Annotated in this window: 13 protein-coding genes; 10 read left to right on the forward strand and 3 right to left on the reverse strand. The window is 50.6% G+C overall.

Annotation, left to right across the window (positions count from 1 at the left end; genetic code table 11):
* Positions 1 to 10: 10 nt before the first annotated feature.
* The 3 genes from merTP to ACYVJM_RS28215 are packed head-to-tail and all read left to right on the forward strand — an operon-like array spanning position 11 to position 1,145.
* On the forward strand, positions 11 to 601 hold the full coding sequence (merTP, locus tag ACYVJM_RS28205) for a mercuric transport protein MerTP (protein ID WP_460963709.1): 591 nt from the start codon (positions 11 to 13) through the stop codon (positions 599 to 601).
* Between the two features lie 3 nt (positions 602 to 604).
* Positions 605 to 814, forward strand: a complete 210-nt coding sequence (locus ACYVJM_RS28210) for a GDCCVxC domain-containing (seleno)protein (RefSeq protein ID WP_460963708.1) — start codon at positions 605 to 607, stop codon at positions 812 to 814.
* Positions 762 to 1,145 (forward strand): YnfA family protein, encoded by a 384-nt coding sequence (locus ACYVJM_RS28215; RefSeq protein WP_461151532.1) that lies wholly within the window; start codon positions 762 to 764, stop codon positions 1,143 to 1,145. Before ACYVJM_RS28210 ends, ACYVJM_RS28215 begins: the two co-directional genes overlap by 53 nt.
* A 10-nt stretch (positions 1,146 to 1,155) precedes the next feature.
* Here the strand turns inward: ACYVJM_RS28215 and ACYVJM_RS28220 are convergent, their stop codons facing one another.
* Entirely contained in the window at positions 1,156 to 1,590 is a 435-nt protein-coding gene (locus tag ACYVJM_RS28220) for a hypothetical protein (protein WP_293691112.1), read from the reverse strand.
* 64 nt (positions 1,591 to 1,654) lie between these two features.
* Between ACYVJM_RS28220 and ACYVJM_RS28225 the strand changes: the two genes are divergently transcribed.
* Positions 1,655 to 2,050: a MerR family transcriptional regulator gene (locus ACYVJM_RS28225; RefSeq protein ID WP_293691114.1), complete on the forward strand. Its 396-nt coding sequence runs from the start codon at positions 1,655 to 1,657 to the stop codon at positions 2,048 to 2,050.
* Positions 2,051 to 2,057: 7 nt separating this feature from the next.
* Here the strand turns inward: ACYVJM_RS28225 and ACYVJM_RS28230 are convergent, their stop codons facing one another.
* Positions 2,058 to 2,705 (reverse strand): cation transporter, encoded by a 648-nt coding sequence (locus tag ACYVJM_RS28230; protein ID WP_293691116.1) that lies wholly within the window; start codon positions 2,703 to 2,705, stop codon positions 2,058 to 2,060.
* A 192-nt stretch (positions 2,706 to 2,897) separates the two neighbouring features.
* Here ACYVJM_RS28230 and ACYVJM_RS28235 point away from each other — a divergent pair, with 192 nt between their 5' ends.
* Both ACYVJM_RS28235 and ACYVJM_RS28240 read left to right on the forward strand, forming a co-directional pair.
* A complete protein-coding gene (locus ACYVJM_RS28235) occupies positions 2,898 to 4,421 on the forward strand; it encodes an IS1182 family transposase (protein WP_460963706.1) in 1,524 nt (507 codons plus the stop codon).
* Positions 4,422 to 4,819: 398 nt separating this feature from the next.
* Positions 4,820 to 5,266: a 5-fold beta-flower protein gene (locus ACYVJM_RS28240; RefSeq protein ID WP_460963705.1), complete on the forward strand. Its 447-nt coding sequence runs from the start codon at positions 4,820 to 4,822 to the stop codon at positions 5,264 to 5,266.
* Positions 5,267 to 5,396: 130 nt separating this feature from the next.
* On the opposite strand, the gene ACYVJM_RS28245 is transcribed toward ACYVJM_RS28240, so the two are convergent.
* Entirely contained in the window at positions 5,397 to 7,646 is a 2,250-nt protein-coding gene (locus ACYVJM_RS28245) for a heavy metal translocating P-type ATPase (RefSeq protein WP_460963792.1), read from the reverse strand.
* Between the two features lie 491 nt (positions 7,647 to 8,137).
* Here ACYVJM_RS28245 and ACYVJM_RS28250 point away from each other — a divergent pair, with 491 nt between their 5' ends.
* The 4 genes from ACYVJM_RS28250 (at position 8,138) to ACYVJM_RS28265 (ending at position 12,114) form a co-directional block, all read left to right on the forward strand.
* Positions 8,138 to 8,809, forward strand: a complete 672-nt coding sequence (locus ACYVJM_RS28250; RefSeq protein WP_461151533.1) for a helix-turn-helix domain-containing protein — start codon at positions 8,138 to 8,140, stop codon at positions 8,807 to 8,809.
* A gap of 128 nt (positions 8,810 to 8,937) precedes the next feature.
* Entirely contained in the window at positions 8,938 to 11,229 is a 2,292-nt protein-coding gene (locus tag ACYVJM_RS28255; RefSeq protein WP_461151534.1) for a heavy metal translocating P-type ATPase, read from the forward strand.
* 51 nt (positions 11,230 to 11,280) lie between these two features.
* Positions 11,281 to 11,502: a heavy-metal-associated domain-containing protein gene (locus ACYVJM_RS28260; RefSeq protein ID WP_293691124.1), complete on the forward strand. Its 222-nt coding sequence runs from the start codon at positions 11,281 to 11,283 to the stop codon at positions 11,500 to 11,502.
* 99 nt (positions 11,503 to 11,601) lie between these two features.
* Positions 11,602 to 12,114 carry a DUF305 domain-containing protein gene (locus ACYVJM_RS28265; RefSeq protein WP_460963702.1) on the forward strand — a complete coding sequence of 171 codons (513 nt, stop codon included), beginning with the start codon at positions 11,602 to 11,604 and terminating at the stop codon, positions 12,112 to 12,114.
* Positions 12,115 to 12,166: the final 52 nt, after the last annotated feature.

Below are 12,166 nucleotides of genomic sequence, written 5' to 3' on the forward strand. Positions count from 1 at the left end.
TCGCAAAGCTATGAAACTCGCAGGATTGACCGGGCTACTGACCGCCTTTGTTTCTTCTCTCTGTTGCACAGTCCCTTTGCTCACATTGCTGGTGGGTGCCACTGGCTCGGCTGGTGGGTGGGCTTGGCTGGAACCTTTGCGGCCTTACAGTATCGCGCTCACGGTGGGCGCGTTGGGTTGGGCCTGGTACGAACAATTAAAACCCAAAAAAACGATGGAATGTAATTGTGAAACGAAGAAAACATCCTTTTGGCAAACGAAGCCAATTTTGGGCGTAATAACAGCAATTGCATTGCTGCTGTTGGCTTTCCCTTCTTACTCAAACTGGCTGTACCAGAAAAAGAATCAAGCGACCTTGCAACCCGCGCAGGGAGGCACGCAACAAGTGGCCTATGTCACCATCAAGGGCATGTCCTGTGAAGGCTGCGAACATCACATCAAGCAGGAAGTCACCAAGATCAAGGGCGTATCGGCGGTGGATGTGTCGTACCAAAAAGGGGCTGCTACCGTGAAATACGATAGCAAAAAAACCTCTCTGGCTGACATCAAAAAAGCGGTGGATGCCACCGGATACAAAGTCACCAGCACAAAAACGCTTTAAGGAATGACTGTCACACTCGGATCTGTGATTACATGCCCAAATTGTGGCCACCAAGCAGCGGAGATCATGCCGACCGATGCTTGCACCTATTTTTATGAATGCACCTCCTGCCAGACCCTTTTAAAGCCGTTGGCGGGGGATTGTTGTGTCTTCTGTTCCTATGGGTCGGCGAAGTGCCCGCCGATCCAAGAGCAAAAGAGTTGCTGCGCCTGATATGGCTATTGTCAAATCACTTTTCGTGTTCATTTTGGCCGGATTCTGTGAGATCGGGGGCGGATACCTCGTTTGGCTTTGGATGAAAGAGGGAAAACCGCTCTGGTATGGCGTTATCGGCGGCATCATGTTGGCCTGCTATGGCATCGTGGCAACGTTTCAGCCCACTGGATTTGGCCGCGTGTATGCCACATACGGCGGTTTCTTTATTGTCATGGCTCTGCTGTGGGCATGGAAGGTGGATGGATTCCGACCAGACAGATATGATATTATCGGCGCATTGATTGCGCTGATCGGGGTTTGCGTTATCTACTACGCACCCCGACATTAATCAAAACAGCCTACCGAACGGCAGGCTGTTCAAGTTTGTCGAGTTCCATCACCAGATAGACCATTTCCTTTGTTTCGGCGGAATCCCCCATTTCCAGGGAAATAGGGCCTTCTTCAGGCTGAAAGGTCAGGTGAAACACCAGCCAGGGGCAGCATACCCGCTCGAATTTGATAAATTCAGCCAGGTCGCCAATGATAGCATTATCGGACTTTTCAAACACCAGCTCGTAGCTATTCGGATGCTCAACGGCGCGTGACACCTTTTTAAAAAGCGTCTGGTGCAATTCATTCATGCGCTTGATCTGGTCTTTGTCTGTAAGCTTGCAGGCGAGCGCGATTTTTTTCTTTAAAACGGCTTGGGTTTCCATCGTCTTTGTTGTTTTTGTCTGAGCCAGGCAGGACAATACGAGCAGCCAGGCCAACCCGGTAAGCATGAGTGATTTCATGGTTTTTCTGGTAAATTTAAACGGTGGAGTATAGTCCACTGTCAAGCGTTTCACCGATAAAATTATGCTCATCGGCATCATTGCCCAGGAATCAGGCTTTTCCCGCGATACGATCCGGTATTACGAAAAAATCGGTCTGCTGCGACTGCCCAAACGAGCCAGGCGGGAAAACAACTACAAGGAATATTCCCCGGCTATTTTATCGCGGCTTCGGGCAATCAAGGAATTAAAGAAAATCGGCTACACGCTGGCAGAAATTCAGCAGGTCATCGCCTCCTACGAAACGGGCGGGATGGATTGCATCGCAGGCAAAGGCCAGGTGCTGGAAAAAGTGCGACTGATTGAGGAACAGATCGTGCAATTGCAAACCCTCAGACTGCAATTGTTGGAAGCGGTTGCCGATTGCCCCGACCATTGCAAAATTGCTGCCATTTTAGATGATACTCTGATGGTTCGATAGAAGGCCGCTAGCAATGACCGCAGCAGGCCGCAACATCGTTCGATTTCTCGAAACTCTCCTGCCCTTCTTTGAAGGAGAACCAGGCTAGCCCCAGCATACCAGCTGCATCAATGTAGGGTAGATGCAGCAACTCATACAGCACACTCGATGCCAACAACACCACCGACATATAGACACAAACCATTGTGCATTTGCCATCAGTAATAATAGAGGCTGAACTGAGCTGTTCGCCTGTGCGAATCTTCCACCTGGCAAGCACTCGCATAATGGCAATGGAGAGCAGAGATACCACGATTCCGGCCACGGTCGTTTCCGGCTTTTGATTCTCCCAAATACTGACGCCCGCGCCGATCATCAAACCTGCCACCAGTACATACAAGCAGACGCCCGTGATTTGAAGAGCCAGCTTTTCAAAGCGGCCCCGATCTTTGTTGCCGAACCGACGCAAACGGGCGATCATGGCTAGGATACCCAAGCCGGAAATGACTTCGATAAAACTATCCGCGCCAAAGCCTGCCAAGGTCAAGGCTTCGTCTTGTGCGCCGAAATACAATGAAACCAAGCCTTCGCCGATATTGTACACGACGGTAAAGAGGGCCAATCCCGTGGCAATGTTCCACCGTTTATCAACGGGAGGATTAAGTGTCGTTTCCATAGATTCTTGTATTTGTAACCCGGAAGGCAGGGAAATAATTTATCCGCCTTCTTTGATCGTTGTTCCTATATAAACGAGCGTTTATACAGGAACACTTCTTTTTAAAGGATATTGACCTTGTCTCAAGAAAGGCTAGTGGCTGTTGCACAACTCCACTTAGGAATTTAAGTGGCCTTTTCTGTATCTTAAGGTATGCAAGGCCGAAAAGAGTATACCGAAAAGCAAATCACTTGTTTTCAGTTGTCCAGCCGCGTCCCTAAGCACAACTTCTACCGTCGGTTAAAGGAGACGCTCGATCTGACCTTTATCTATGAGGCCACTAAACAGCTCTATGGCCATACCGGAAACCCTTCCATTGACCCAGTCGTATTCTTCAAATTCATGCTCATCGGTTGCCTGGAGAATATTACTTCCGACAGAAAGTTAGTCGAGCATTGCTCGCTACGCATGGATATGCTGTACTTCTTGGGCTATAACATTGATGAGCCATTACCCTGGCACTCCACGTTGAGCCGTACGCGACAACTTTATCCGGAAGCACTCTTCGAAGCCGTGTTCGATAAAGTGTTCGGCCTATGTGTAGCTAACAACATGGTGGCTGGCCGTAGGGTAGCCATCGACTCAGCGCCTGTCAAAGCGAATGCGTCGATGGAAAGACTGTTAGAAAAACAACCCAACCTACCTGGTCCCAGACTGGTCCAGTCGGCTGAGGATCAGCCCGGGACTTCCATAGCCCAACTTAGCCCCCGTCATCCTGCGTCGGTGATTACCGCAGCCGATCACCAATTGAGACGGCTGAAAAAGCATCAGCAAAACCTGAAAAGTGCACCGACTACCTTGGGAGCTGGTAACGAAAAGGCAAAGTTACTGAGTAACAAAACCCACTACAGCCCAACCGATCCTGACGCCCGCATTTCCATCAAGCCGGGTAAAGCCCGCAAACTTAACTACCATTGCAATCTGGCAGTTGATACCGCCGAGGGGGTCATTAGCCATGTGCAGGCCGATTTTGCCGATGGTCGAGACAGCCAGTGTTTGCCAGATATTACGCTGAAACTTCAGAAACGGTTAGCCGCCAATGAGCTGCGCCTTGAAGAGGTACTGGCTGATACGGGTTACTCTAATGGCGGTAACTATGCCTTGCTGGAGGGGTGGAAAATCACGGGGTGGATACCTGTGTTTGGTAAGTACAAGCCACAGATCGAAGGCTTTCCCTATGATCCTGAAAAAGATCACTTTACCTGCTCGCAGGGTAAGCGTTTACCCTTTAAGACGTTCGACAGGAACGCGGACGGAGGCTTATTGAAGGTTTATCGAGCAGCTTACCAAGACTGTCAACAGTGCCCCCTCAAACCCACGTGTGTTCCTAAGAGCCAATGCCGTCAGATTATTCGTTCGGCCTATGATCCACACTATCGACGAGCCCTAGAACGCCAGCAAAGCCCACGAGGCAAGCGCATGAAGCGGTTACGGAGTGCGACGATAGAACCAGCCTTAGGCAGTTTGGTCGACTATTATGGGTTACGAAAGATAAATGTACGAGGCAAAGCTGGGGCTCACAAGGTGATGCTCATGGCAGCAGTGGCCTTCAATCTGAAGAAGTATATGAAGTTCACTACCAAGTCTACCGTCAGCCAAGCCATAGCCCTAAAAGTGGAGTGGTCATTGGCTTCTGGTGACACTTTTCTAAGCTTTACCATGATTTATCTCAACTGAGATGGGGCAACGAGGTGAGAAAATCTGACCACTAGCCTACACAGAGAGAACAACCGATGTAAAAAGCGGAGTTGTGCAACAGCCACGCTACTTTTCTTGAGACAACTTTGTACACTGCTGGCTTAAACGACGAATTATCTCCCTTTCCGCAGAACTACCCACCCCTTTTTCATTTAAGACTGTCAAATGAAGAGCTAACTGCTTCAGTTGTAGAAATATGAGAAAGGTCAGGAATTTATGTAACTAAGATCATCTCATTGAACCCACGCACTTCTGACCTTTGATACAGATTATTATATAATCCAGTGATCTTGCTTGGTACGCTAAATGGGTGAAGCCTACGGATACAACAAGCGAGTCGCCTTGGGTAACTACAACCAACTTTTAACAAGACCATCATGAAATCACTAGCACTCGTTTTTCTTTTTGTCTGCCTGGTTACCAGCCCCTTTTATACGTATGCGCAAGGTGCCAATTATAAACAACCGATGACGATCAATGCCACTGGGCAGGTGAAAGACGTTACGGGAGCAACGATTGGACTCGTTACCAAAGACAAGATGATACAGGATGCGAAAGGTCACAAAATGGCCTTTGTGGACGGGCAGGGCAACTTAGTCGATGCCAAAACGAACAAAAAGCTGGGGCATATGGGAAAAGATGGGAAAACCTATATGGATGCCAATGGCGATCTGATGTTCACCATCAAAAATAATCCGGATAAAACCTGTGACATTTTTAATGCTAAGGGCAAAAAAATCGGGAATGTGCATGAAAGCTACAAAGGAACAGCCTGCGCACTGCACTGCTTTGAGAATCAGCATACCCATATGAATAAGCAGTAACGGTACGAAATCTATAATTAACAGGGTTAAGGCCCAGTCGCTAAAGCCCTTTATTGCTTTGGTGACCGGGCCTAACTTTAAGAAAAATAGTTCATTGAACGGGATAAAATTGACCGTAAAGGCGTAATAGCTATTCCTGTTTGGGGTTAAGACTCCGCTTTAGGAGTTGCGCGTTCAGTGCTACAATCACTGTACTTGCACTCATTAATACGGCACCCAAGGCCGGACTAAGCACAAAGTTGGGGTACAGCACCCCAGCCGCCAGCGGAACGGCAATCACATTGTAACCCGTCGCCCAGAATAAGTTCTGAATCATCTTGCGGTAGGTAGCCTTTCCAAAATCAACCAGGTTGGTAATATCGGTGGGTTTGCTGTTGACTAAGATAATGTCGGCAGTCTCAGCGGCAACATCGGTGCCGGAACCTACGGCGATGCCTACGTTGGCCTGCGCTAAGGCGGGAGCATCATTAACCCCGTCGCCGGTCATGGCTACGAATTGGCCTTTTGCCTGTAAATCCTTTACGATCGTTACTTTCTCGTCGGGCAGCACCTCGGCGAATACCCCGTCCAAACCCAGTTCTTTAGCAACGGTATCGGCTACTTTCTGGTTATCACCAGTGGCCATATACACCTTTATACCCGACTCCTGTAAGCGTCGAACGGCTTCTTTAGAATCATCGCGTATACGGTCAGCTAAGGCTATGTAACCCATAAGTTGATCGTTCATCAGAACGAAGATTACCGTTTCGGCATCGCTGCCGGTTGCATCCGGGGGCAGTTTGATCTCTTTCTCTTTCAGATAGCCAGGGCTGACAACCACAACCGATTTTCCGTTCACGGTAGCCGTAACGCCTTTACCCGTAATGGATTGAAAGTTGCTGATGGATGGCAAATCCAGTTTCCTTTTCTGAGCCTCACGAACAATGCCCTGGGCAATCGGGTGTTGTGACTGTTGTTCCAAAGCGGCTGTCATACCTAACAAGGTTGTCTCGTCCATCTCTGCCGACAACACCTTGACGCGTGTAACGCCAAACTCGCCTTCGGTCAGCGTACCGGTTTTGTCGAAAACCATCGCGGTAATTTTGCGGGCTTCCTCAAAGGCAGTCCGGTTGCGAATAAGTAGTCCCTTTTGGGCTGAAATGGCTGTGGAGATGGCTACTACCAGCGGAATTGCAACGCCCAAGGCGTGGGGGCAGGCTGTCACCATTACCGTAACCATCCGCTCGACAGCAAAAGCGACGTCTTTACCCAGCCAGAGCCAGGTTACAAGGGTAATTAGCCCCACCGACAGGGATACAATGGTTAGCCAGCCCGCTGCGCGGTCAGCCAGTGTCTGGGTTTGTGATTTGGCATTCTGAGCCTCCTCAACCAGTTTAACCACTTTGTTGAGGTAGCTGTCTTCCCCCCGATGGGTGACCTTAATTTTGAGCGACCCTTCTCCGTTAACCGCCCCGGCGATAACCGTATCGCGCAGCGCTTTCTGTACGGGCACACTTTCACCCGTTAACATACTCTCATTGACCGCACTATCCCCCTCAACTACCTCACCATCCGTCGGAATACGTTCTCCGGGTCGAACCAGCACTACGTCGCCAATAGCCAGTGACGTGACGTTTACGTCGCTGATGGTATCTCCATTCACCTTGTGGGCATCAGAAGGCAACATCTGTACGATCAACTCCAATGAGTGTGAGGCTCCCGCTACTGATTTCATCTCGAAATAATGTCCCAGCAGCATGATATCAATCAGCGTGGCCAGCTCAAAGAAGAAATCCATACCACTCAACCACCCCACCGATACGACGACGCTATAGACATAGGCGGTGGTGATGGCTACGGCAACGAGCGTCATCATGCCCAACTGCCGATTCCTCAGTTCGCCGATCATACCCGTTAGGAATGGCCAGCCGCCGTAGCCATAAATGATGGACGCAAGCACCAGCACCACCCCATTCCGAAAGGGGAAGTCAAGGGTGTAGCCCGTCAGGTCGCGAAACATCATTGACAGGAGGACAACCGGCACCGACAGGGCGAGACAAATCCAGAACCGGCGTAAAAAATCGGCGATCATGGCTCCATGATCATGCCCCCCGTGTCCCCCATGACCGCCTTGCTTACCATGTCCCATCTTAGAATGATCCATCTGGGCGTGATCCATCGACTCATGTTCCATCCCTATGCCGCCCTGATGTTGCTGGGGACTGTCGGGTCCACTGTGGCCATCGTGCCCAATATGTTGCAGTGCTTTCTGTTCAGCGGGTGATTCGGCAGCAGACCCTACGCGGTTTGCATTTGGTTCGTGGTCATGGGTGGGATTGGCAGGCAACCCGCTTGCCTGATGGTCGGTATGTATAGGGGCTGGCTCATCACGGGCTTCCATCACATGAAACGATCCGACCGTCGAAACCAGTTGCTGTATGTCGGCAGCGGAAGGATGATGCTCAACCGTAAGCAACGCTTCGGGTGGGTCAACGGTTAGCCGGGCGTCGATGATGCCCGGCTGACCAATCAAACGCTTTTGGATGGCTTCGGCCTGCTCGGTGGTCGTTAAGCCGTGTATCATATACCGGTGCTGATGCGTCATATTCCTGGATCCGTTAGCATTCGTTGTGTATTCTGAAAGCGCAAAACACGCTAGCTCATCAACTTAACTCGCTGGACGTTAAAAAAGGCCATACTACAAAAATTCTGCAAGGCAAGGCCCGAATTTTGCAAGCCTCTGCATCACTCATACCCATAGCTTTGTTTGTTATCGTATTGAGTACACTGCAATTACTTCCACCAGTGCGTGACGGGGTAAGTAGTCAGGTCGGCATTCAACCGGCCGGCGACCCCGTGAGATATTGCCCGATAGAAATGGAGCCAACAATAATGAAAGCGATTCAGCCGGACGATCAGAACGCCGGTAAGGCGGAACACCAGGCAGGTTTGCTACGAATTCGGGGCATGGTGTGCGCCCGGTGCATCGACGTCGTTCAACGTGAACTAACTCAGGCTGGTTTCGATGTCCTTACAGTTCAGTTAGGAAAGGTCACACTTCGAGACGCTTTAACGTCGAATGACATGGAGCGCATCCAGACTGTTTTATCGAAGCAGGGATTTAGTCTTCTGGAGGATCAACAGAAAATGACCGTTCACCAGCGAGCCAAAACCTTTGTTGATTCTTATTTCGCACAGGCGACTGACCTTAGCGAAAGCAACATCGGATCCGCACCGGCGGGGGTGCGGCCTTCCGACCGGCAGAACCGCCGACTATCAACCCAGATTCAGGACGCGCTAGGTCTAGATTATGACACCATCAGCAGTCAGTTTACAAAAACAGAGGGCATCACGCTGGAACGGTATATTATCCTCCGGCGAATCGACAAGGTGAAAGAATGGCTGGTGTACTCAGATGAGACCCTCACTGAGATTGCTCACCGCACGGGTTACAGCAGTGTGCAACACCTTTCCAACCGGTTTCGGCAGCAGACCGGCTTGACTCCTTCCTATTTCCGTCAGGTACGTCAACAGAAGCAAGTATTGCAGCAGGGGACTCTGTAAGCAGCAACCAATAGGCCGGTGGTGGTTCATCTTTGGGCATCCCCTAAAATCTCACAAGCGGCCGGGGTAATTGTATAACGAAATGGGTGGTAGGCGGGGCGACCTTTGCCCTATAAATTGACGAAACCATGATGACCCAACCCATTACTGCTCCTGCAAAATCCGCAACTACGGGTGAGCTAACCCGCCAAACGTTTCCAGTACTGGAGATGACCTGCGCAGCTTGTGCCGTCAGTGTCGAGTCCATGCTTAGCCATACACCCGGCATTGCGAAAGCGGCCGTCAACTACGCCAACCAGTCGGCTTCGGTCGAGTATGATGCTAAACTGATTACCCCGTCCGGGATGCAGCAGGTACTGCAATCCATTGGCTACGACTTAGTGGTCGACGTTGACGATCCTCAGCAGGTACAACAGGAAGCGCAACAGCGACAGTACGAATCATTAAGAAAACGAACCTTGTGGGCCGGAATTCTATCCGTTCCGGTGGTTGTGCTGGGTATGTTCTTTATGGACCTCCCGTACGTCAACTGGATTATGATGGCTCTGTCGGCTCCGGTCGTGTTCTGGCTGGGTCGGTCCTACTTTGTGAATGCCTGGAAGCAGGCCCGGTATGGCAAAACAAACATGGATACGCTGGTGGCGCTGTCAACAGGCATCGCCTTTCTGTTTAGTGCCTTCAACACACTAAATCCTCAGTTCTGGCATAGCCGGGGTTTGCACCCGCACGTTTATTTTGAAGCCGCTGCGGTAGTGATCGCATTCATCTCGCTGGGCAAGCTGCTCGAAGAACGGGCCAAATCAAATACCTCGTCGGCTATCAAGAAGCTGATGGGTTTGCAACCAAAGACCGTACGAATTGTCGAGGACGGAGCCGGGCCGCATTCGGTCGAACGCGACATCCCCATCGCACAAGTGCGCGTCGGTCAGCTCATCGTCGTGCGACCGGGTGAGCGGATTCCAGTTGATGGGGTTGTTGAATCCGGGGAATCGTATGTAGATGAAAGTATGATTTCGGGCGAAGCGGTTCCAGTAGTCAAACGAACCGGAGAAACCGTCTTTGCTGGGACTATCAATCAAAAAGGGTCGTTCCGCTTCAGGGCCCAAAAGGTGGGTGGTGAAACTGTGCTGGCGCAAATTATCCGCATGGTGCAGGAAGCACAGGGCAGCAAAGCCCCAGTGCAGAAATTAGTCGATAAGATTGCCGGTATCTTCGTACCCGTAGTGATCGGCATCGCTCTACTAACGTTCGGAGCCTGGATGTTCTTCGGTGGTGAAAACGCCCGCGACGGCGGACCGTTCACCCACGCGCTGTTAACCTCTGTGACCGTGCTGGTCATTGCGTGTCCCTGTGCGCTGGGGCTGGCTACTCCTACAGCCATCATGGTCGGCGTCGGTAAAGGAGCCGATAACAACATCCTCATCAAAGACGCGGAAAGCCTGGAACTCGGCTACAAAGTCAATGCCGTTGTGCTGGACAAAACCGGCACCATTACCGAAGGTAAACCCACCGTAACGGATCTGGCTTGGCAAGTAAGCGACGATGAGGTGGCCCATGTAATGCCGGTCCTCTATGCCCTGGAAGCCCAATCTGAACACCCGCTGGCCGATGCCGTCGTTGAGCAGTTGCGTAGCAGAAAGGTAACCGGAACAACCCTGGACGAATTCGAGAGTTTGACTGGTAGGGGGGTTGTAGGCCGGGTTGGAGCCATAACCTACCTGGTTGGCAACGCCCGATTGCTGGCAGAACGGGCGGTTACGGTTAGCCCCGCCATTAAACAGGTAGCCGAGAGCTGGCAGGAAGCGGCCAAGACGGTGGTATATTTCGCTGACCAAACACGCATTCTGGCCGTGATAGCCATTGCCGATCCGGTTAAACAAACCGCCTGCGAAGCGATTCATACCCTCAACGAGCAAGGCATTGCTGTTTACATGATGACCGGCGACAATGCCCAGACGGCCGCGGCGGTTGCCAAAGCGGTTGGGCTAAAGGACTTTCGAGCGGAGGCCCTACCCGCCGATAAAGCGGAATTCGTCAAACAGCTACAGGCACAGGGCAAAGTCGTCGCCATGATCGGCGATGGTATCAACGATTCACAGGCACTGGCGCAGGCTGATGTCAGCATCGCGATGGGACGCGGCTCCGATATCGCGATGGATGTAGCAAAAATGACACTTATCACCTCCGACCTGAATAGTGTACCCAAGGCTTTGCAACTATCCCGTAAAACCGTGCAGACCATCCGGCAAAATTTATTCTGGGCCTTCATCTATAACCTGATTGGGATTCCCATTGCAGCCGGGTTGTTATACCCCGTGAACGGCTTTTTGTTGAACCCGATGATTGCCGGGGCTGCGATGGCGCTTAGCTCCGTGTCAGTGGTTACGAATAGCCTGCGGCTACGGGCGACTAAGTTGTGATGAATGAAGGGAACAGTTTAACAAGACATAAACCAAGTAATAACAACGAACATGGAAACGCTGAATTTCAAGACAAACATTAAGTGTAGTGGTTGCGTGGCAACCGTAACGCCTTTTCTCAATGACATCGAACAACTCGATGGCTGGAATGTAGACACCGCCAGTCCGGATAAGATTCTAACCGTGCAGACAACGGACAACCGCATTGGTGAGGAGGTCCGAAAAGCGGTTGAACGGGCAGGCTATAAAGCAGACCCAATACCACGGCCCTGATTTCTAAAATTTTGTAACGGTATGGTCTTAATCTTATAAGCTGGTCCACTATCCGGTGGGGCAGCTTATTTGTTTTACTGATACTCAACAAATCTATTTATGGAAACACACGATCAACAGACCGACCAGGTTCGGTCAATGCAGCAGGGCCACACGATGGCTGGGCAAAACCACTACGGCAAATTAGCCATCATGGGAGTCTTGTCCTTTTTCTCCATGTACATCCTCATGTACTCGATGGTGGACCGTTTTGAAAATGTAATTCCGAACGTCAATCAGTTGTACATGGCTGGCCTGATGACAATGCCAATGCTTATTATCGAAGTACTATTGATGTCGTCCATGTATACAAATAAACAGCGGAATGTACTAATCGTCGCGATTAGTACCCTAGCATTGGTCGGCTTTTTTTTTCTCATTCGTGTTCAAACGGCGGTTGGCGATAAGCAGTTTGCCAAATCGATGATTCCGCACCATGCCGCAGCCATTCTGATGGCTAGGGCGGCCAAACTCAGCGATCCCGAACTGCAAAAGTTACAGCAGGATATCATTTCAGCACAGGAAAAAGAAATCAGGCAAATGAAGAACAAAATCGCTGAACTGGATAAGTAAAGAGGATTGAGAGACCAGGCCTGTTAATTATAAACGGCTCTGCTATAAGGTA

Source organism: Spirosoma pulveris (genome assembly GCF_054781875.1).

What these genes read in the sequence shown, in the direction of transcription:
- merTP (WP_460963709.1), top strand. Translation starts at nt 11, where the DNA reads ATGAAACTCGCAGGATTGACCGGGCTACTGACCGCCTTTGTTTCTTCT.
- ACYVJM_RS28210 (WP_460963708.1), top strand. Translation starts at nt 605, where the DNA reads ATGACTGTCACACTCGGATCTGTGATTACATGCCCAAATTGTGGCCAC.
- ACYVJM_RS28215 (WP_461151532.1), top strand. Translation starts at nt 762, where the DNA reads ATGGGTCGGCGAAGTGCCCGCCGATCCAAGAGCAAAAGAGTTGCTGCG.
- ACYVJM_RS28220 (WP_293691112.1), bottom strand. Translation starts at nt 1,590, where the DNA reads ATGAAATCACTCATGCTTACCGGGTTGGCCTGGCTGCTCGTATTGTCC.
- ACYVJM_RS28225 (WP_293691114.1), top strand. Translation starts at nt 1,655, where the DNA reads ATGCTCATCGGCATCATTGCCCAGGAATCAGGCTTTTCCCGCGATACG.
- ACYVJM_RS28230 (WP_293691116.1), bottom strand. Translation starts at nt 2,705, where the DNA reads ATGGAAACGACACTTAATCCTCCCGTTGATAAACGGTGGAACATTGCC.
- ACYVJM_RS28235 (WP_460963706.1), top strand. Translation starts at nt 2,898, where the DNA reads ATGCAAGGCCGAAAAGAGTATACCGAAAAGCAAATCACTTGTTTTCAG.
- ACYVJM_RS28240 (WP_460963705.1), top strand. Translation starts at nt 4,820, where the DNA reads ATGAAATCACTAGCACTCGTTTTTCTTTTTGTCTGCCTGGTTACCAGC.
- ACYVJM_RS28245 (WP_460963792.1), bottom strand. Translation starts at nt 7,646, where the DNA reads ATGGAAGCCCGTGATGAGCCAGCCCCTATACATACCGACCATCAGGCA.
- ACYVJM_RS28250 (WP_461151533.1), top strand. Translation starts at nt 8,138, where the DNA reads ATGAAAGCGATTCAGCCGGACGATCAGAACGCCGGTAAGGCGGAACAC.
- ACYVJM_RS28255 (WP_461151534.1), top strand. Translation starts at nt 8,938, where the DNA reads ATGATGACCCAACCCATTACTGCTCCTGCAAAATCCGCAACTACGGGT.
- ACYVJM_RS28260 (WP_293691124.1), top strand. Translation starts at nt 11,281, where the DNA reads ATGGAAACGCTGAATTTCAAGACAAACATTAAGTGTAGTGGTTGCGTG.
- ACYVJM_RS28265 (WP_460963702.1), top strand. Translation starts at nt 11,602, where the DNA reads ATGGAAACACACGATCAACAGACCGACCAGGTTCGGTCAATGCAGCAG.